This is a genomic window from Bacillus mycoides (assembly GCF_001757995.1).
Classification (GTDB): domain Bacteria; phylum Bacillota; class Bacilli; order Bacillales; family Bacillaceae_G; genus Bacillus_A; species Bacillus_A mycoides_B.
The window spans coordinates 15,703-35,715 of sequence record NZ_LXLV01000055.1 but is presented as its reverse complement, the minus strand read 5'-3'; the positions used below and the strand labels follow the sequence as shown (position 1 = coordinate 35,715).

At 34.3% G+C, this 20,013-nt stretch carries 12 protein-coding genes and 5 pseudogenes; 12 read left to right on the top strand and 5 right to left on the bottom strand.

The window, feature by feature from the left end; genetic code table 11:
- Positions 1-110: 110 nt before the first annotated feature.
- On the bottom strand, positions 111-779 hold the full coding sequence (locus tag BWGOE10_RS16995; protein WP_070144204.1) for an IS6 family transposase: 669 nt from the start codon (positions 777-779) through the stop codon (positions 111-113).
- Between the two features lie 186 nt (positions 780-965).
- On the opposite strand from BWGOE10_RS16995, the gene BWGOE10_RS16990 reads away from it, so the two are divergent.
- From BWGOE10_RS16990 to BWGOE10_RS16960, 8 genes and pseudogenes are all read left to right on the top strand, one after another.
- The gene (locus tag BWGOE10_RS16990) at positions 966-1,301 is read left to right on the top strand and encodes a DUF4064 domain-containing protein (protein WP_070144203.1); all 336 of its coding nucleotides are present in this window, start codon (positions 966-968) and stop codon (positions 1,299-1,301) included.
- Between the two features lie 78 nt (positions 1,302-1,379).
- The gene (locus BWGOE10_RS16985) at positions 1,380-1,730 is read left to right on the top strand and encodes a DUF4064 domain-containing protein (RefSeq protein WP_070144202.1); all 351 of its coding nucleotides are present in this window, start codon (positions 1,380-1,382) and stop codon (positions 1,728-1,730) included.
- Between the two features lie 8 nt (positions 1,731-1,738).
- Positions 1,739-1,852 (top strand): annotated as a pseudogene (locus tag BWGOE10_RS33845) (DUF4176 domain-containing protein); the annotation flags it as partial.
- A gap of 21 nt (positions 1,853-1,873) precedes the next feature.
- A complete protein-coding gene (locus tag BWGOE10_RS16980) occupies positions 1,874-2,155 on the top strand; it encodes a hypothetical protein (protein ID WP_070144201.1) in 282 nt (93 codons plus the stop codon).
- A 190-nt stretch (positions 2,156-2,345) separates the two neighbouring features.
- A complete protein-coding gene (locus tag BWGOE10_RS16975; RefSeq protein ID WP_070144200.1) occupies positions 2,346-2,726 on the top strand; it encodes a hypothetical protein in 381 nt (126 codons plus the stop codon).
- Between the two features lie 1,086 nt (positions 2,727-3,812).
- The gene (locus tag BWGOE10_RS16970) at positions 3,813-5,795 is read left to right on the top strand and encodes a serine hydrolase (RefSeq protein ID WP_070144206.1); all 1,983 of its coding nucleotides are present in this window, start codon (positions 3,813-3,815) and stop codon (positions 5,793-5,795) included.
- A gap of 344 nt (positions 5,796-6,139) precedes the next feature.
- Positions 6,140-6,529, top strand: coding sequence for a hypothetical protein (locus BWGOE10_RS16965; RefSeq protein WP_070144199.1), 390 nt, complete (start codon positions 6,140-6,142; stop codon positions 6,527-6,529).
- A gap of 1,256 nt (positions 6,530-7,785) precedes the next feature.
- Positions 7,786-10,521: a VaFE repeat-containing surface-anchored protein gene (locus BWGOE10_RS16960; protein WP_070144198.1), complete on the top strand. Its 2,736-nt coding sequence runs from the start codon at positions 7,786-7,788 to the stop codon at positions 10,519-10,521.
- 81 nt (positions 10,522-10,602) lie between these two features.
- On the opposite strand, the pseudogene BWGOE10_RS30285 reads toward BWGOE10_RS16960, so the two are convergent.
- Positions 10,603-11,462, bottom strand: a pseudogene (locus tag BWGOE10_RS30285) (3'-5' exonuclease).
- 192 nt (positions 11,463-11,654) lie between these two features.
- Between BWGOE10_RS30285 and BWGOE10_RS16945 the strand changes: the two are divergent.
- Both BWGOE10_RS16945 and BWGOE10_RS16940 read left to right on the top strand, forming a co-directional pair.
- The gene (locus BWGOE10_RS16945; RefSeq protein ID WP_070144195.1) at positions 11,655-12,059 is read left to right on the top strand and encodes a PH domain-containing protein; all 405 of its coding nucleotides are present in this window, start codon (positions 11,655-11,657) and stop codon (positions 12,057-12,059) included.
- A gap of 143 nt (positions 12,060-12,202) precedes the next feature.
- Positions 12,203-12,901, top strand: a complete 699-nt coding sequence (locus BWGOE10_RS16940) for a DUF1963 domain-containing protein (protein WP_070144194.1) — start codon at positions 12,203-12,205, stop codon at positions 12,899-12,901.
- Positions 12,902-13,393: 492 nt separating this feature from the next.
- On the opposite strand, the gene BWGOE10_RS16935 is transcribed toward BWGOE10_RS16940, so the two are convergent.
- A complete protein-coding gene (locus BWGOE10_RS16935) occupies positions 13,394-14,731 on the bottom strand; it encodes an amino acid permease (protein ID WP_070144193.1) in 1,338 nt (445 codons plus the stop codon).
- A 264-nt stretch (positions 14,732-14,995) separates the two neighbouring features.
- On the opposite strand from BWGOE10_RS16935, the gene BWGOE10_RS32560 reads away from it, so the two are divergent.
- Positions 14,996-16,084 (top strand): 3'-5' exonuclease, encoded by a 1,089-nt coding sequence (locus tag BWGOE10_RS32560; protein WP_171903123.1) that lies wholly within the window; start codon positions 14,996-14,998, stop codon positions 16,082-16,084.
- Between the two features lie 58 nt (positions 16,085-16,142).
- A pseudogene (locus BWGOE10_RS16925) lies at positions 16,143-16,412 on the top strand (hypothetical protein); the annotation flags it as partial.
- A 220-nt stretch (positions 16,413-16,632) separates the two neighbouring features.
- Here BWGOE10_RS16925 and BWGOE10_RS33840 read toward each other — a convergent pair.
- Both BWGOE10_RS33840 and BWGOE10_RS34065 read right to left on the bottom strand, forming a co-directional pair.
- Positions 16,633-16,824: pseudogene (locus tag BWGOE10_RS33840) on the bottom strand (hypothetical protein).
- Positions 16,825-17,913: 1,089 nt separating this feature from the next.
- Positions 17,914-19,914 (bottom strand): annotated as a pseudogene (locus BWGOE10_RS34065) (S8 family serine peptidase); the annotation flags it as partial.
- Positions 19,915-20,013: the final 99 nt, after the last annotated feature.

Below are 20,013 nucleotides of genomic sequence, written 5' to 3'. Positions count from 1 at the left end.
ATTTATCTGAATAAGTTTGAAATTTATCCCCTTTTTTAACCATAATAAAATCCCCTCCAAGTAAAAGTGTAACATCCATGTGTATTCATGGTCTTTTTACACTGTCTACCTTAAGGGGATAATATCAGGTCCCGTAAATCAAGCTGCTCTTTTTTAATCATATGCATGGCTTCTACTCCAGAAAGAATGGATGTAGCTGTGTCAAAACATTTGAACCCTAGCATAGAACGGATTCGCTTCTTTATAAAGCGATGATCTTGTTCTACTATGTTATTCAAGTACTTTTGTTGTCTAAGTTGCATACCATCAGGTATGCTTTTTTCTTTTTTCAACTGTTCAATTGCTATAGGATAAGCCGAGTTCTTATCGACTGTTATAACACGTGGCTTTGAAACATGAAAAGACCGCATAGCTTTCTTGAAAAAGCGCTTTGCAGCCTTATGGTCTCTTGTTTTGTTTAGGAAAAAATCAATTGTGTTTCCTTTCGAATCAACAGCACGATACAGATACATCCATTGACCTTTTACTTTGATATATGTTTCATCGACTCTCCAAGAGTCATTTGTTTGTTTGAGGTGACGACGGATTCGTTTATCCAATTCAGGACCATACTGATGAACCCAACGCATAATCGTTGTATGAGAAATAGATAAACCCCGTTCTTCTAGCATTTCCACCAAATCACGAAAACTGAGGTTGTACCGTAGGTACCATCTTACCGTTAACAAAATAATATCAGGCTGATAATGCTTCCATTTGAATACATTTTCCTTTTCCATACCAATCACGCACCCTTTTTAAAGTAATAGTAACAGTATGTCCAAGATTTATAGATTCATTGCAATTGTCCTTAAGTTTTTGCACCAGAACCTACATTTGTGTATAGTTTTCCTAAATTACATTTGATAATATAGATAAATGGACGTTAAATATATAATATATTAATAGTTAGGGAGATATTAGAAATGAAAAGAACACCTGAATTTATACTGGGTTTAATTGGTGGTATTTTGGGAGTAATAGCTTCTCTTATTATATTGATGATAGCTATTACTGCTATGGATGGTTATATTGATTATAAAGTTTTGACTTATTACTCTATTTTATTAATTATTCAAATAGGGCTGTTAGTTTTGGCATGTTCAGTAAATAAGGTTAACAATATAGCTTACGGACTTTGTATGATATTGCTCCCATTAGTAACATTGGTTATGTCATTATTCCTTTTATTTATTCCAGTAATTCTTCAAATTATTTCTGGTGGATTTGCGTTTCGATCTTTAAAACAAGAATCTAATTAAAATATTTAGCTATTCCAAAATCATGGTAAATATATAAAGGGAAATTTAAATAATATTTTTGAAGGGTGGTATTGTAATTTGAAACGCACAGCAGAATTTGTAATCGGCTTAATCGGAGGAATCTTAGGACTCTTACTTTCTTTATTTATTGTAATTGGTTGTATTTCCTACACAAGTTCTAATACTAGTTCTGGAGGTATTGAAGAATATATTATCATTACTTCTAGCATCGCCTTAATTATTCAAATAGGCCTATTAGTATTAGCTTGTTGTGTTAATAAAATAAATAATAAAACTTATGGTATTTGCATGATTGTATTAAGTATAATTTCATTGTTTTTAGGTTTATTTATTTTATTCCTTCCAGTGGTTTTACAAATCATTTCAGGTGCATTTGCATTTAGACCTTTAAAACAGGAATCTAATTAAAACAATAACTGGCTAATGAATATAATGTATTTTTTAACCATGACCATATTGTTCATTCATTATTTAAGGGTTTTGGAACAGAGGATGCATTAGAATTAAGAGATAAATTATCTGAGCTTTAGTGAAAATGGGGAATATATTATATGATTTTAGGAATTTCATATTTTGATATTTTTTGTATCGTAATGATTGTTTCATTTTTTTTCATTTTTTGGAGATTGAATGTATGGTATAACAAGAAACATAATGTCCCTAAGGTTTTTCAATGGTTTCCTAGAAAATGGGGTAAAAGAAAAGTTTCAGAGCATTTATCACAATTAAATGAAAAGTTAGCGGCTGAAGGTAAAGGTATTTGGGTTACAATCTATGCTATAGATTTATACATTGTAACGATTCCTTGTACAGTCAAAAAATATAAATCTTAATACATATATGGTTAAAGAAATGTTGATTAAGTAAATTTATGAGGGGAGGGGGAAAGGATGCGGGTGTCATACAGGTTATCGGTAAATAACAATTTTTAATTTTGATGAGTATGTAGGCTTATTAAAAAATAATAAAATAGTTACCGCAATGGTAAAATTTTATAATGATAAAAAAGAAAGAGGAATCACTATGAAATTATTACGTTCAGTTCTCATTCTCACTTTTGTTTTATTGTTAAGTGCATGCAATACAGCAACAAAAGTCACAAAGGTTCAAAAAAATGGCGAAACGACTTTGAAAATTGGCTCCCTGCAAGGGTATTACGATGTGCAAACGCTTAAAGCTGAAAAAGGAATTGTGGAAATTCCTTATGAAGCAGCTGTTGAAGAAGGTACGATTTTATTGCAAGTAACAAAAGATGATAAGGTCATTTATGAAGAAGAAGTCACTTCTCAAAAAGAAGGTTTGCTTTCTTTTGAAGCCCCAAAATCCGGATCATATGATTTAATTGTACGTGTGAAGGGTGAAGAAGAGAAAGCCAAAGAAATTCAAATACATACGAAGCTATAAAAAAACGGCAAGTGGAGTGTACCCGCTTGCTGTTTCCATTTCCAGATCATGATTTGTATATTGGAGGTTCAGCTTCACTTGGACAAGTCGGTGAATTTGTACAGGTAAGTTCAAGTGGGTGTGAACTACTCGCCACTTAGCAAAGCTTGAAGTGGGAGCTTCTCAGTTCTACGACGATAGCAACCTTTCGTCTCCCTGAGCGTTACTTCGGGGTGTTCCAATCCTAGATGTCCAACGCTTGGACGCTCTTTTGGTACGGTTGATATTTTACGTAGGAACCGAATGGCTTGGTTTTCGCACTCTATTTTCTTCCTGCAACCTCATACATCAAGTTATCAAAGAGCTTCATATAGTTAGTTTATCAAAAAATTTTGACTATCCTCAAACCGAAATTCATCTCCCACCTACCGTTGGGCTACGCCCTTCACACGCTTGAGGAAGGAGACTTCTTTCGGATAATTCGTTAAAAGAACGTGGATTCTGTTCATCAACAATTCTTTTGCTGCCTTCTATACAGAATATAGTATGTAATCTTTATGCAACAAAGTAAAAAATGGCTGTATTTAGGTGCTTTTGTATGAGCATTTATTTTGTAATTTTATAAACTACACACATAAAAAGGAGAAGAATCTTACTAAGTTTTTCTCCTTTGTTATGTTCTAACAATGATGATGTAAGGCGTTTATAATCCTTTTAGCTTATCAGCATAAGAATGGATTCCATTAGGGATCTGTCGTTCTCTGTTTAATATTTCATTATCTTTGCACCAGAACCCTACATATAGAACCAATTGCATATATAACAGGAAGCATAACTTTGCAGAAAATGCAGGTTTATGCTTCTTTTTTTGCGCAATTCACATTTTGTTTGCACCAGAATTCTCCTATAACTAAGGTCTACCATGCATGAAATGTTATTCTAAAGCGGAAAAGAGGATAAATGACAGAATAGAAATAAAATTAGAAAAATATATCGTATAATGGTAGAATATGGTTGGGTTATCGGGATCTGCGTTTAGCCTATAGAATAATAATCAATATATCTAGTAATAAAGGGGGAATTAGTTTGGAAAGTAGGAGTAATAGAATGAAGAATCATTTTCGAAGGTTAGTAGCTATAAGTATTTGCTTCTTGTTAGTCTTCCTGGGTAGTAATTATTCAAAAGCTGAAACGGCTTCATCTATAGGATTAAATGCTAAAGATGTAGAAGCTTTCACCAATAAAGTAATTCCAGAGAAAATGAAAGCAGAAAATGCACCAGGTGTAGCTATTGTCGTTGTGAAAGATGATCAAATTCTATTTCAAAAAGGGTACGGTTTTTCCAATAAAGAAGATAATATTCCCATCGATCCCAAAAAAACAGTTTTTCGATTAGCGTCAATATCAAAGGTTTTTACTGCTAGTGCTGTAATGCAGTTAGTTGAACAAGGAAAAATCGATTTAAATAGGGATATTGTAAATTATATGGGAGGATTAAAGTACCAAAATAACATGGGTGAACCTGTTACAATGGAGCACCTACTTACCCATACAACAGGGTTTGATTACGTAGATCCTAGACCAGAGGATATTCATTATCAAGATAATGAATATACAATGCTTAGAGATTATGTAGAAGAAAATATGCCTACAGTAGTGAGAAAACCAGGAGATACGTATACATATGATAATTTTGCTTCGATGCTTCAGGGGTATATTGTTCAAAATTTGACAAACACACCTTTTTATAAATATATGGCTAGGAATATCTTTTACCCTCTAGAAATGCATAATAGTAGTTTTGTTATGACAAATTTTATCAAAGATAAACTTGCAACAGGATACGATGCAAAAGGCAATGCCATCCCATTTTATCAAACAAGACCGACAGACATGCCGCAAGGGAGCATGTTTTCTACAGGAAGTGACGTAGCCAATTTTATGATTGCTCAATTGAATGATGGTAAATTTAAAAATAACCAAATACTACAAAAAGAAACTGTTCAAGATATGCAAAAAACAAAATTTGCGTTACATCCCAAATATCCTAATATGACATATGGATTTGAATTCTTTTCACCACAAAGTCATAATGGTCAATATGTGTTTGGCAAAGGCGGAAATATACCAGGGTTTTCATCTTTAATGTGGTTAATTCCTGAACATAAAATTGGAGTTTTTGTTGTTACGAATAAAGATAGTTCATCACTTCCTATAGAAATATTTGATGAATTTATGAATCATTATTTTCCAGACAAAACAAAGCCAGATTATTTAAAACCTAGCGAAGAAGAGCTTAAAAAATTTGAAGGTGTGTACCGTGATTTGCGGGTGAAAAATCTTATTTCACATTTAAATATAAGTGAAGGAAAGTTATATGTAAGTGATAAAGTATATGGTAAACAAGAATTAAAACAAATAGATCCATTACTATTTGAGGATGATAAAGGTAATTATATGGCGTTTAAACTGCACAAAGATGGTACTGTAAAAGAAATGATACACTGGAACTCTGGTAGTTCAGCAGTGAAATTAAGTGAACCTAAGAGATTCCATGATGTAGAGGAAAATCATCCATACGCTAAATTTATAGACCCTTTACACCAATACGAGATATTACAAGCAAATAAGGAGGGGAATTTTGTTCCTGAATCCTCTCTTACACGTGCAGAATTTGCATATTGGTTATCTCAAATTGCTTACTTTACACCACCTTCAAAAAAAGACCCAGTATTTTCTGATGTGAAAAATCATCTTTATGCATCTCATATTCAAAAGCTATATGAAATTGGTATTTTATACGAAAAAGAAGGGGAACAATTTTATCCAGATCGTGCTATTACTAGACAAGAAGCAGCATGGATTACTTGGCAGTATTTGAAAATGTTAGGTGCACCACCTGCAGACGCTACTTTAAAAGGAGAAACCGATGATTGGGCAAAAGAGTCTGTGAAGAACATTGTAGGTCATCGTTTAGTTGGGCCAGAGGTAATATATAATGAAGCTGGATCAGCGGATTATCTATCAAAACAAATAATGAAACGTCAAGAGGCAGCTGCATTGTTATTTTATGTAATGTTAGCTAGTTGATTTGTTTTTCAATTATAGATTAATAAAAATACTGGAGGTAACGACTTTTAATAGAATTACATGAAGAAATAAGAGAGGCATTAATAAAAGAAAAAGAGCCTATAAGGAATGTGTCTCTTTTTCTTTCTTTTAAAATTAAAATGTCTTTCCATGTTCTCTAAGTACATACTGAGGAACAAATGATTGTTGCAAAATGTTTTGTCATGTTTTGTACAGGTTATCCCTAAATTCATTACTTGGAAATAGAGATAAAGCTACTTATTCTAATCATGAAATATAAATAGAAATTACTAAAGTAAATACTTGTCTATTATCTAATGAGCAGTAAATTCGGAGGGAAAAAGATGAAATGGGGAATAGAAGCGATAAGACATACTGAATGTAGTGGTACTAATAGCGATAAGAATTTAAATTTGGGAGAGGAGTATCAAAGTACTTCATGGACATATTTATCCTTATCGTATCTTCAAGATTTTTTAGAATCATCGGGATTAAGTAGAGATACGATATTGGAACTACTCCCAATTAATTTTAAGGGAATTGTATGGGATTTTTTGGAGGATGAGGATATTAAGTTTATACGCACGCTTCCGAGCCCAAATAGATGCTTGGAAATTCTAGAGGAATATAAACTGATGGAAGTAGCTGTTACCTATGAACCAAACATGGAATTTAAATTGCGGTGGCTAAAAGAACGCTGGGAAAAAGGATACTATGTATTTGCGAATTGTTAAGAATGTAACGTAATAAAAGTAAAGAGTGGAGAAAAAAGAGATTAAATTCATATAATAATAGGGGCCGTATTTTCCTTAGGTTTTCAAAAATACTTGGAAATAGAGGATACCCTTGCTTTTGTTAACTGCATCATCTATTGCTGAAGTGACAAGGAACGATATTTGTTTCGTTCAATTTCTTTTCAATAAAAGAGTATTAAAAAGGTTGAGAGGAAAATCGGAATGAAGGAATTTTGGGGAATTAAAGTTATTGTTGTAAACGAACATTCTGCGGAAACAGTTAAGAATATAGCGAATTATTTATTCAAGATGGCTCAGAAATGAGTCATCTTTTTTATTTGTAAAAAATAGGCCCTAAATTCGTAACAATCTTGTGTGTGAAAATAAAAAACCATCTTTGATAAGATAGTTTTTTTGCTTATTTATTGAATTAAAATATTTTCACCATGGATTCTCTCTGCAAGCATTTTGACAGAACAAGGTACTATGACCATTCCTTATGCACTGGGCGTAGCACTCTGGATCTATTGGGAAAATGGAAGAATAAATTGTTGGCTGTGAGTAGGAGTTGTACCCGTAAGCCCAAGGTGTACCATAAGATGACATAGGTGCAGATGTTGTTGGTATTGAGTGAGGGTTGTACCCGTGAAAATTAGCACTAGATGGATTCATACGACATATATCTTCACATTCAAACCTATTTCCACCTTTCATAATGCAATCCCATACACATTCTTCAAATGTTTGACGATACAAAGACAGTCACTCCTTATCTTAATCCTATTGTTCTCGATATTATATTTATCTGTATATTTTTGGATAATTGTCCATACGTATTTGGGGGATTGTTAAAGATACATAGCAAAGCTTATGATGTTGCAGGACTTGAAGATGGTAACAAACGAAAGGACCAAAAAATATTCCCTAGAAAACTGCATAACGTATTCAAAAAAATCTATTTAGATAGGAACTTATGCATTAGATAAAAGATTAATAACTTGAGCAAAAAGAACTGGGTATTTACATACTTAACATACATATTAGTCTTGTTAATTAAGTCCTTTTTTAGGAATTTGTATATAGTTAATGTGCTTAAAAGCTTGAGAAATATCAAAATGTGTAATTTTTTTGACAATTTTGACAAAAGTGTTTAATATTTGTAATTTTTTGTTTTATAATGATAATCGGGTTGATCGTGAATGATTTAAATATTTCGATAAATACTCAGGTTAATTTATTTTAGGGAGGTTTTAAGATTGGGGAAAAGAGTTATTTTAAGAGTTTTTACATTATTATCAGTACTGGCATTATTCCTTAATGTGTTTTTACCAAGGGCTAGTGCAGAGGTTATGACGCATGAGAAATATTCAATGGATTGGAGTTATAGTAATAGTCTAGGTAAGCACATTCGAACTGAAATTATTAAAAATTCAAGCGGTCAAATCGCTTATTGTTTAACTCTAGGTTTAAAATCACCAAATGGAGAAGATCTTCCTGAAATGGGGAAAACAGATAATGTAGTATATAGGGTCCTATTAAATGGTTTCCCACAAAAAAGTATAGAACAACTGGGAGTAGCTAATAAAAATGAAGCACATTACGCGACTCAGCTTGCGGTTTGGAATGCATTAGGTCAACTTGATGTAAATGAACTGAAACATGCGAATAAAAATGTTGAAAAAGCGGCTAAGGCAATTATTAATGCTGCTAATAATAGTGAAGATACACAAGATATTTATATGAATGTTATTCCAGCTGAAAAACAAAAAGCAGAATTAAAAGGGGAGTTCTTTGAAACAAACCTATACACAGTACAAACAAATGCTAAGAGTGGTTCTTATAAAGTAGTAGCGAAAAATGCCCCTAATGGAGTTAAGATTGTTAGTGAAAATGGTGAAGTGAAAGATCAGCTTTCAGTTGGGGAAAAATTCCGTATCCAAATTCCTAAGAACACAAAAACAGGTGAATTTAATCTAAGTGTTGCTGCTAATTTAACTAAAGTTCAAGCAATAGCTTACCGCGGCACTGATACTGTTCAGAATGCTACAGTACTATTAGAAAGAAATGAAGAAAAGCTTAGCAGTGACCTTGCAGTAAATTGGGAAGCAGCAGGTTCTTTAAAAATTAAAAAGGTTGGAGAAAATGGGGAAGTTTTAGCTGGCGCAGTATTTGAAGTTTTTAATGCAAATAATGAATCAGTTGGAAAAATTACAACTGGTGCTGATGGTATGGCAGAACTAAACAACTTACCAATTGGAACTTACACAGTAAAAGAAATTAAAGCACCAACAGGTTATGTTTCAGGTGATAAACCACAAACTATCGAAGTTAAGACAGGAGAAACAGGAGCTGTCCAAGTAGTAAATAACAAAGTAAAAGGTGATTTAGAAATTACAAAGGTAGATGTAGCTGATGGAAATAACAAGCTTCCAAATGCAGAATTCACTATTTATAATGAAGCAGGGAAAGAAGTAGTGAAAGGAAAAACAGACGATAAAGGTATCGCTAAATTTGAAAAGTTACCATTTGGAAAATACACATATAAAGAAACTGTTGCACCAAAAGGTTATATCTTAAATGAAGAGACGTTTTCTTTTGAAATCAAAGAGAATGGTCAAATCATTAAACATATTGTCAAAGATGAAAAGATTCCTTCAATAAAAACAACAGCTACTGATAAAACAGATGGTACAAAAGAAATGCACACTTCTAAGTCTGTAACAATCCAAGATAAAGTGGAATACAAAGACCTACAAGTAGGTAAAGAGTACACTTTAAAAGGTAAATTAATGGATAAAGAAACTAATAAACCATTAATTGTAAATGAAAAAGAGGTAACAGCTGAAACTAAGTTTACACCAAAAGAAGCAAATGGTTCTATTACATTAGACTTCACATTTGATGCAACTAGTTTAGAAGAAAAAGAAGTAGTAGTATTCGAAGAGTTACTGAAAGACGGAAAAGTTGTTACTACACATGCTGATATCAATGATAAAGGTCAAACAGTTAAGTTCGTTAAGCCATCAGTAAAAACAACAGCTACAAACAAAGCTGATGGTGGAAAAGAGATTTATGCAAACGATTCTATCACTATCCAAGACAAAGTAGAGTATACTAACTTAGTTGTTGGTAAAGAGTACACTGTGAAAGGTAAATTAATGAACAAAGCTATTAACGAACCATTATTAATTGATGGTAAAGAAGTAACAGCTGAGACTAAGTTTATTGCAAAAGAAAAGAATGGTTTTGTAACATTAGATTTTACTTTCGTTGGTGCTGAACAGCAAGGAAGAGAAGTAGTCGTGTTTGAAGACTTATTACATGAAGGTCAAGTAATTGCAACTCACGCTGACATTAACGATGTAGGTCAAACAGTTCGATTTGTAGAGCCTTCAATAAAAACAACAGCTACAAACAAAGCTGATGGTTCTAAAGAATTAGACGCTACAAAATCTGTAACTATCCAAGATAAAGTGGAATACAAAGACTTAATCGTGGGTAAAGAGTACGTTGTAAAAGGCAAACTAATGGATAAAGCAACAAACAAACCATTATTAGTTGATGGTAAAGAAGTAACAGCAGAATCCAAGTTTACTGCAAAAGAAAAAAATGGTTCTATCACATTAGATTTCACATTTAATGCTTCTGCATTACAAGGTAAAGAAGTAGTTGTGTTTGAAGAACTGTATCAAGACAATGTCTTAGTTGCTATTCACGTTGACATTGAAGATAAGGGTCAAACAGTGAAATTTAAAGAGGCAAAACCGGAACAACCTAAACCAGAACAGCCGAATCCAGATAAAAATACTCCAACATCAGAGCAACCCAAAGAGCAAGTAAAAGAACAACCACAACCTAAGAAAGAAATTCAATCTAAAATTGGATGGTTACCGCAAACAGGTACTAACCTTACTAGTTGGATCTCTATGGCTTCAGGCGCATTACTGTTAATTGTTGGTGGAGTGATTTTCTTAAAACGTAAAAATGCATAGAAATTAAAAAAATAAGCACATCTGTTTTTTAACAAGATGTGCTTATTTTTATTTTAATAATTTAGTCCTATATACAGTATCTTAATCTATTTGATTATTTTTGAGTTGTTGTAATAATTCCAGGACAGCAAAGCAGTCAGCGACTGCTCGGTGTTCAATCGTTAATTCCGTCGCATCACTTAATGAAATCCATCTTTTTGAATCTACATAATCGGCGTACATTTTCATAATACATTTGGATTTAGATTTCTTAAATTCTATTTTGCTAGCAATACAGGTGTTTTCTATCATGCCTATATCAAATTCAGCATTATAGATAAGTAGAATTTTTCCCGCGGTAACTTCACGTAACTCTTTATATATTGCTTTCCACGATGGTGCATAGTGGACCATTTCATTTGTAATACCGTGAATGGAGGCTGCTTCAGCTGGAATATTTATAGTTGGCTTTACTAAAGAATTTAATAGGATTTTTCCGGTTAAATCAATTACACTTATCTCGATAATTTGATCTCTTAGAGTAAGTCCAGTTGTTTCGGTATCTAGAATAACAAACTGATTTCTAGCTATAAACATTTTATTGATAGATGTTTTGATTTTTAATTTTGTATCCTTTAATAGATTCATACTTACCTGATGTTCGTAACAGCTAGGGCAGAGACTTAGACGTAGTTTATGCTTTGAACTACATAACCACACTGTTTACAAGTCCGTTGCTCTAAGCCTAGTTTTCTACCATTTGATAGTGCTAGTTTTTGCTTATCAGATAACTGCCGTTTTTTTTCTGATTTTGAGCGTTCATATAGCTCTATATATCTATTATTTGCTCTCTGGAATACCTTAGCTACAGGAGCTTCTAAGGGCTTTAAACCTTCTTTACTGAGTTTAGTTTTGCTTGCAAGTTCTAAGGGGACCTCACTCCAATTTTTATAACTTTTCATTTTTTCACTCCAATGGTTAAATTAGTTACTGAAATAAATATGCGTTAAATTATTAGGATTTAATACATAATTGAATTGATCATAAATCTTATATAAATTCTAACCTAATTTTAATTTATGGTAAAATTTAATGGTGGATAGGAAGAAAAAGGATACATAGTAAGGGACTATTAGTATATCGGGGGAATAGAAATGTTAAACAATAATGTATTAGATGCACTATTTAATGAGGTAGCACATGAAGATGAATCGTATTTTTATTATTTTTACACTATGAAAATGGCGGCAACATCAGAATATATTAAATTTGGGCCTGGTGCATTTTTAGAAAATCAACATCAAGTGATTTGTTTTACTAATAGGAGGATAATGATGCTTGAACTGAATCCGTTAACTGGTAAGTTTAATGGTAATAAAATAATAATAAATATTGAAGATGTAGAGGGTATAAAAGTAAAAAGAGGGCTAATAAAGTCTAAAGTTATTGTTACATTAAAAGGTAACAAAGGGGATATTGTTATGAATCCAAATAGTTTTACGATTGGATTATCAAATCATAAAAAAAACTTAGTGAAACTGCAAGAGATGTATAGTTAAAAAACAGTCTCTATAAAGTTTCTTAATTTACAATAAATACCTTTCAAAAGAATCGTTATAACAAAAACATACATTATTGTTACAATATAATTACCCATTAAAATAAAGAGAAAACGAAATGTATATTTAGGAGGAGAAATACTTTGGAAATAGATCATATAAAGAATATCCTAAGAAAAAGAGCAACTATCTTTCAAACAGGCGGAAAAAGACCCGATTTATCTATAAATGAAAGTTGGATTGGAAAGATTCCCTATTCATTACCAAATGAAACTTACCCAATCGACCGCTATCAAGACAAAATGTATGCGATTATGATGCTTAATTTAACTCAAATACCTTTTGTTCCAGAAGCAGTAAAAGATATGAAAGCCATCGCAGTATTTCTTTCTCCAAACTTTGCTAAAGATTTGTCCAACTTATCAGGAAATTTTTGTATTAGAGAATATGATTCTTTAGAGGAACTAGTACCGAATGAAATGTCACTTACGTTTCCAAATCTAAAACCTTTTCCTTTAATACCAAGATTAGTAACTGATGAGTTTCCACAATGGGATACGGAAGATTTCCCCAACAACATGCAAGATAGAATTTTTGAACTTGAAAACACAATTGAGATTGACTACTACGAGGATATTTTTGAAGAAAATCATTACATACACAAATTAGGAGGCTATGCTTGCTTTACCCAATCAGGTATCCAATGGCCCGCGGATTATGAATTTATTTTTCAAATAACAGACGATCCAAAAGCACATTTAAAGATTATTCATGGCGGCGGAATTTACTTTGCTAAAAATAGTAAAACAAATGATTGGATCGCACATTGTGATTTCTTGTAGGAATAGAATATAAAGTGACGTTTTCTCATGTCGAATCTTGCTTAGCGTATATTTTCGTTAAAATGTTGGTGGTACGCCATCGCTATCAAGCTAAGAAATACAAATACCCCATGTCCATCAAGCTAAAAGAACAAGTTATCCCCAAAAAACAAAAAAATGCAAAATGCACTAAATTTCCTTTTTGGGGGTATTAAATTCTCTTAAGTTGATGGGCATGTATGGTGAGGCCAAAAAGGAGAAAAAGTTTTTAATATTACGGTAAACGACATTAAATTAAATGAGCCTACAGACAAGCAAAAATTTAAAATACAAGAACCAGCAGGTTATAAACGTATTGAGATTAAATAAATTAGGAAGGTGGATATCATCCGCCTTCCTAATTTATTTTTCAAGGAACCAGCATAAGTCTGGTCAACTTAAATATCATTCTATTCAGTATCAAAATATTAGCTTGATGGGCATGCGGAAGCACCCCTTTTTAGCTGAAGATTTTTATTTCGATTCCTTTCTACCAACCAAAATGGATAGGACGGATAAAAGGATAAGAATACTTGCGCATACAATAGAGTTAATTATATTGCCTGCATTGAACAAGAAGAAAATGAAAATAATTGCCAAGGCAGCTGCAGCAAACAAGGTACTGTAAGGAAATAACCACACGCGAAAATACGGCATTTTAGAATACTGTTTACGCAACTTAAATTGTGCAAGGCAAATGCTAGTCCAAATGAGCAAAACAGTAAAGCCCGGGATAGACATCAAATAGCCAAAGACATGCTCTGGTGTAAGGAACGCGATAAAAGATCCAATTAATAAACCAGTGCAACTGACAAGAACTCCCCAGACAGGAACACCGCGCTTAGTAAGACGCGAGAATAAAGCCGGAGCCTCGTTATTTTGTGCCAGAGAGTACAAAATGCGAGAAGTAGCATACATTCCTGAATTAGCTGCGGACAGCACAGCGGTCAATAAAATGAAGTTCATAATATGTGCTACACCTTGTAATCCGGTTGCAGAGAAAACCTGTACGAAAGGACTGCCTTGCTTTCCTACTTCGTCCCAAGGGATAAGTCCAGTGATGATGAGAATAGGTAATGTGTAAAATAAAACTACTCGGAACATGACCCCTTTTACTACTTTAGGAAGCGTCTGTTCCACGTTTTTCGTTTCTGTTACAGTTAATCCGATTAATTCTGAGCCTCCAAAAGAAAAGACAACTATTAAGAGTGCTGTGAAAATACTTCCCCATCCTTTTGGAAAGAATCCGCCGTGACTTGTATAGTTTGTGAAATACGCTGCTTCATGATTTGGAATGAAGCCAAATAATAAAGCAAAACCAAGCAAAATAAATAAAACCAGAGTAATAATTTTGACACTTGCAAGCCAAAACTCTATTTCACCGTAAAGTTTGACGCTAATCAAGTTGATAAATAGAAGAAGCACCGTACATGCTAAACTAAGCAGCCATAAGGGAGCGGATGGAATCCAGTATTGTAAAAAGCTACCCCCTGCCAAAACTTCAACAATAATAACTAAAATCCAGTCGATCCAGTAGAGCCAACCAACAACAAAGGCGAAACGAGAACCGAAAGCTTTTTGAATCATCCCTTGAATATTTAAACCCGGATAAGCAATAGCCATTTCCGCTATTGCGCTCATAACAATGAGAAGGAGAAACCCTGCAAATAAATAAGAAAAAACGATACCAGGTCCTGCAGCTGAAATCGTATCTGCACTTCCTTTGAAAATTCCTGTCCCAATCATCCCGCCTATCGCCATAAGTCTAATGTGGCGTGGTTGCAGCTCACGCTTCAGGCTTTGTTGTGCCATGTCTAATCCCCCCCCTTATAATAAGTAATGAAACAAAGTTAATATCTTTTTCTCGAAAGTGATTGAGGAACATCACTAACTGCTGCATAGTTCTTCTTAGGCGAACTAATATTTAAACTATACAATAATCTTTTTGATTTGGGCATATAATTTTGAAACGTATTTTCGAGAGAATATGGTGTACAAAGAAAAAAATAGTGGCGATTTTTTCATCGCCACCGCTGCATCAGTTTTTTCTATTTAGAACTATTTTTGAGTATTTGAATGTTTTTATCTCTTTCTCCACCATCGGAAAGTTCCTCTGAAAATTCATGGTCTGCTTTCTTTCCTAACAGGAGTTCAGATGACCGAATTGTGCTGGATGGCAAATTATTATTCGGTGCTGCCTGTTCATTCCATTTTCTCATCAAAATCACCTCTTTTTATTATCGGATTTTTGTCATGATTTTATCCCGCTATTCGTGGGCAGTAAGCCCCCTACCTCAAGATTTGGAGAAAAGCAAAGAAGATAGGTGGGGGATAACTGCCCATAAAAGCCCGATTGGTTCAACTAACCATCAGTGGGGGATGAAGTCAGTGGATGATGAAAGACCACTTGTAATTGATGCAAAAAGAGAAGAAAACAAAGAAGACATGAAAACGCATATTATGCCATATATCCAAGAAAGATATAGACAAATAAAAGAAATAAACGAAGAGAAAACAAACAAAGAAAATGTAACTGAAGAAAAAGAAAAATTAGCTGTGTTAACGAGAACCATTGATGAAGCACGCTTAATTCATACATGGTGTAAGGAAATGAATGTGCCTTCAAAACTTGAAGTCGGTGGGAACTTTTTTACATCAAAAGCTGTACGTGACTTCTATTCTCTAACGTTATTTTTATTGTATCCAAAAAACAAGAAGTATCTCGCTAATGTGCTAAATGGGCCCTATGGTCAAAGCGATACCTATTTATTACATGAACTTTTAGCTTCAAATGGAAATGATTTTGGAATAAATAGGTTAATAAGAGAATCATCAAATATAGACTTTCAAGACTATATAAATCAATTAAAATATCATCCCGTTCTAGCAGTATTACGCTCGATTATTCAAGAAGTTAACCCTTATCATTGGGTGTATTCAAGAAAGCTTGATGAACGAAAGGAAAATCAAACGTCAGAATTTGATGAAGAGCAATTAAAGCAAGAGGCAGCTATCCATACAAAACAATATGAGTTAAATATAGGGAAACTGTTTGAAATGATGCATCAGCGCTTTTCTGAGGAATTTGTTTCACTTCATCAGATAACGAATTGGTTATATGTTCAGATTGCTACAAACCGAGAAGAAGACGAAATTCAAGTTTAATTGCAAGCCCCGTATAATAGAGGGCTTTATCTATTTTTCTGTTTGCTTATGGTAATCTGATTATGTGATTGGTGAAGTATCAAAAGTAGGAACGATGGAAGATGAGGGAGACGGTGCTACTAAATACGTCGTAGTTGAGTATCCATCACTAAATGGGAAGAAAGACATTATTGACGTGTTCTTAACAAAAGGGCAAGTATTTAAAACGGGTGAGAAAGTGAAAATTGATATGAAGTATGTAGGCTGGGGCGGAATTTCTATTAACTGGAACACAGTTGATCATATCGAAAAAGTGCATGAGGTAAAGAACAATAGGGGCCATCTATAGACATGCAGCGACCTCCCAAAAAATAATTTTACATTAATATCCATATATATGGCCGTTTTTGGACTTATCTCGTACATACCCGTATAAGACTTATGTAACTAACCTCTGAAACTTGGACATACTGATACTAGGGGTAGCACCTTAATTTAAATCACAAAAAGAGAGACTACAACTTCACAATTGTAATCTCTCTTTTATCATTCAGTTTAACTATTTCGGATTATTTAACCCATACTCCACTACTATTGAAGAAGTATCGTTTTCCAGAAATCGTTACCCAGCCTGTTTGCATAACTCCGCTTTTATCTAGGTAGTACTATTTTGCTCCTTCTTTCAGCCAGCCTGTTACTTTACTACCTTTATTATCATAGTAATACCAATTGCCGTTCTCAAAATTCCAGCCAGTTTTCACTTCTTCAACTTCAGGTTAATTAATAGTTAGTTTACCTTGCGCTTTCTGTGTGACTCTATTTCCATTGGCATCTGTTAGTTCCACTTCAATAATAGCATTTTTAATCTTTACATCTGGAACGGTCCAAACGCCCTTATAAACTCCTGGCTCTACCTCTTCTATTTTATTTTTAGAAGAAGATTGCGCATTCTTTTGAGCAGGGAGTTTCACTTCAAAGTTTGCTTCGCCGCCTATTACATTACTTTGGAAAGATATTTCTACCTTCTCACCTGGGAACACATTTTGGTCAATTGCTGGTTTTAAATCTTTAATGACGGGCTTCTCTTTTATTAGTGAAACGGTAACTGGATCCGATTCTCCGGTCAATTTACCATTTAACATTGAGACTGCTACTAATTTATTTTCACCTTTTGTCATTTTCGTTGGGATTGTAAATTTTCCGTCATCACCAACTTTTGCAGTACCTACCTCTTTATTATTATTCATCAACTTAATCGTTGTTGTCGGTGAGGCAGTCCCTTCTACCATGATGTTTTTGTCTTTGAATACTTCATCATGTTTTGGAGAAGTAATAACAGGAGTGTCTACTTCATAACTTACACGGGCACGAATCATATAGTTACCGTCTTCAACAAATGCTGGATAAAATTCACCGTCAAGATATTGATAGCTTCTCTCCATATATGGGTTACCATTATCAGTTGCTAAACCAAGTGCAATTGGATAATTCAGTGTTTGGATATATACCATATAAAAATCTCCATCAACCTTGATATTGTAATCTCTTAAATCTACTACCGTCCAATCATCTAATACGGCTTCAGCAGTTATCGGTCCAGCAAGTTTCTTACCCGGTAATCCATTACTTCCAGAAGCATCCCATACTTCCACACTAAATTCCGTTCCAACCGTGTCTGAGTATTTTTTGTTCTTGAAGCTTAACACACCATCTGTGACAATGGCTGATTTCTTATCCTTTGGCAATGACATTTTCACTGCCCATCCAGCTCCACCGCCAAAATACATACTGGCAGCATCAACAATTCCATTGTCATAACCAATTTCGCCACCCGGATACGTGAAAAAAGGCTTAAGATCGATATCTACGTGGCTATCTCCATTAATTGTGATTTTAACATCTTGACTGTGATAGCCACTTCTCATTGCCCTCAATGTATAAGTACCTTCGTAAGCTGTGAGAGTATATCTACCGTCCTTATCCGTCGACACAGGTGCAATATTGGCATCTTCAATAAGGAGTAATGTCACACCTTCGACAGCTTCCCCTGATTTTTCATCCGTAATGACACCACTTACAGTTCCTTTAGGGATTTCTTTCAATGTGAAATCTGCTTGTAGTACTTTATCTTTTTCGAATGTTACTGATTGCTGTTTAGATTGATATCCATAGGCTTCAGCTTGAACTGTATAATTACCGATAGCATGTGCGAGTTTATAAGCGCCGTTTTCAGGGTTTGTGTTAACGTACTGTCTGTTTTCAAGGACACTTACTTTACCTCTTATCGGCAAATCTGAACCCTCATTTGTTTGAACCACTTTTCCTTCCAAAATCCCCAGACCTTCTCTAATAGATGATACAGCATTGTATGCATTGACTAATCCATACCCGTACCCATCATTCGGTGATTCTGGATATTCCTTATCTGTTAAAGGCGTTGCTGTTTTTATTAAAATTTCTTCTATTTTATCAACTGATAAACTTGCATCAACCTCATATAATATTGCTACAATTGCTGATACAGCGGGGGCCGCCATCGATGTGCCATCCCATCCACCTTCGTAATCGCTGCGAGGTATTGATGAACGAATATTTGCTCCAGGCGCTGAAATATCTGGCTTTATTTCACCATATGGTGAAGGGCCGCGTAATGAAAAATCTCCAACTATATCATTACTATCGGTTGCTCCCACCGCAAATGCTTCAGGATAGTTTGCTGGATTGGCGACTGATCCAGGTCCGCCATTATTAGTCATGCTCGTGTTTCCAGCTGAAAATGTGGGAAATATCCCAGCATTTCTCCATTCTTTTACTACATCTCGATACCATTCATCAAGCCCCGGTCCGCCACCCCATGAGTTGTTAACCACATCTGGCGCCATGTCAACTCGAGTATTCCCCTTTGAATCTGTTGGTGCTAAAATCCACTCTGCAGCCGCCAATAAATTCGCATCACTTCCACTAGTCTCTGAGAATGCCTTAACAGCAATCCATTTTGCACCGGGTGCTATTCCTATTTTATTTGATCCATCAGGTTCACTACCGACCATTGTTCCAGTCACATGTGTTCCATGTGCTAAATCATCATATGGCACAGATCGTCCAGCAGTGGCATCAAACCAATTAAAGTCGTGATTAACTTCTCCAGTTGCTGCATTATAGCCTCGATACTTTTCCTTTAATGCGGGATGATCCCATTGAACGCCGGAATCAATACTTGCTACAACTACACCTGTACCGTTGATCCCCTTTTCCCATAAAGCTGGAGCTCCAACTCTTTCAACATTCCACTCTACATTTGCTAGATTTGAATTAAGACTATTCTCTTTAGTTGTTGAAACAAATAATTGTCTTGTTTCGTTTGGTAATACTTTTTCAACTTCAGAAAAGGCTGCTATCTTTTTTGCTACCTCTTTCGTTGCTGTAACAGCCATACCATTGACGATAAAATAGGACTTAAAAGATTCGACATTCCCTCTATGTACTTCTTGTTCAAGATATTTTACAACGCTTTGTTGTTCTTCGTGTGCAGTAGCTTTTAATTCAGAAACAACTGCAGAGCGTTGCATAAACTTTTCTTTATTCGCAGATAGTTTTTCTTTCTTCGCAATATCTTTTGTTTGGTTTATGGCTTTTGTTGTATCTGCTTTTTCTTTAAATTTAATTAAAAAGGTTACTCTGTCATCTTTTTCAAACTTAGCTAGTAAACGATTACTCATCTTTTCTTTCGCAGCAGTTTCAGAATCATTTACATAACGGGATGATCTCTCAATTAATTCAGCATTCGCAAGTCCGGGTGTTAATAATGAAAATACCATAATCAATGCTGCTACAATACTAAATAATCGCATGTGATGTTGTTTCTTTCTCTTCAATTCGTTTTCCCCCCTCGATTTCTAAATTCTTTGCTTGTCATTTCGTGAAGTTATAGCCTTTGTTTAACCATTATT

Coding starts and splice junctions, on each gene's coding strand:
- BWGOE10_RS16995 (WP_070144204.1), bottom strand. CDS start 779: ATGGAAAAGGAAAATGTATTCAAATGGAAGCATTATCAGCCTGATATT.
- BWGOE10_RS16970 (WP_070144206.1), top strand. CDS start 3,813: ATGAAGAATCATTTTCGAAGGTTAGTAGCTATAAGTATTTGCTTCTTG.
- BWGOE10_RS16975 (WP_070144200.1), top strand. CDS start 2,346: ATGAAATTATTACGTTCAGTTCTCATTCTCACTTTTGTTTTATTGTTA.
- BWGOE10_RS16945 (WP_070144195.1), top strand. CDS start 11,655: ATGTTAAACAATAATGTATTAGATGCACTATTTAATGAGGTAGCACAT.
- BWGOE10_RS16990 (WP_070144203.1), top strand. CDS start 966: ATGAAAAGAACACCTGAATTTATACTGGGTTTAATTGGTGGTATTTTG.
- BWGOE10_RS16935 (WP_070144193.1), bottom strand. CDS start 14,731: ATGGCACAACAAAGCCTGAAGCGTGAGCTGCAACCACGCCACATTAGA.
- BWGOE10_RS16965 (WP_070144199.1), top strand. CDS start 6,140: ATGAAATGGGGAATAGAAGCGATAAGACATACTGAATGTAGTGGTACT.
- BWGOE10_RS16980 (WP_070144201.1), top strand. CDS start 1,874: ATGATTTTAGGAATTTCATATTTTGATATTTTTTGTATCGTAATGATT.
- BWGOE10_RS32560 (WP_171903123.1), top strand. CDS start 14,996: ATGTTTTTATCTCTTTCTCCACCATCGGAAAGTTCCTCTGAAAATTCA.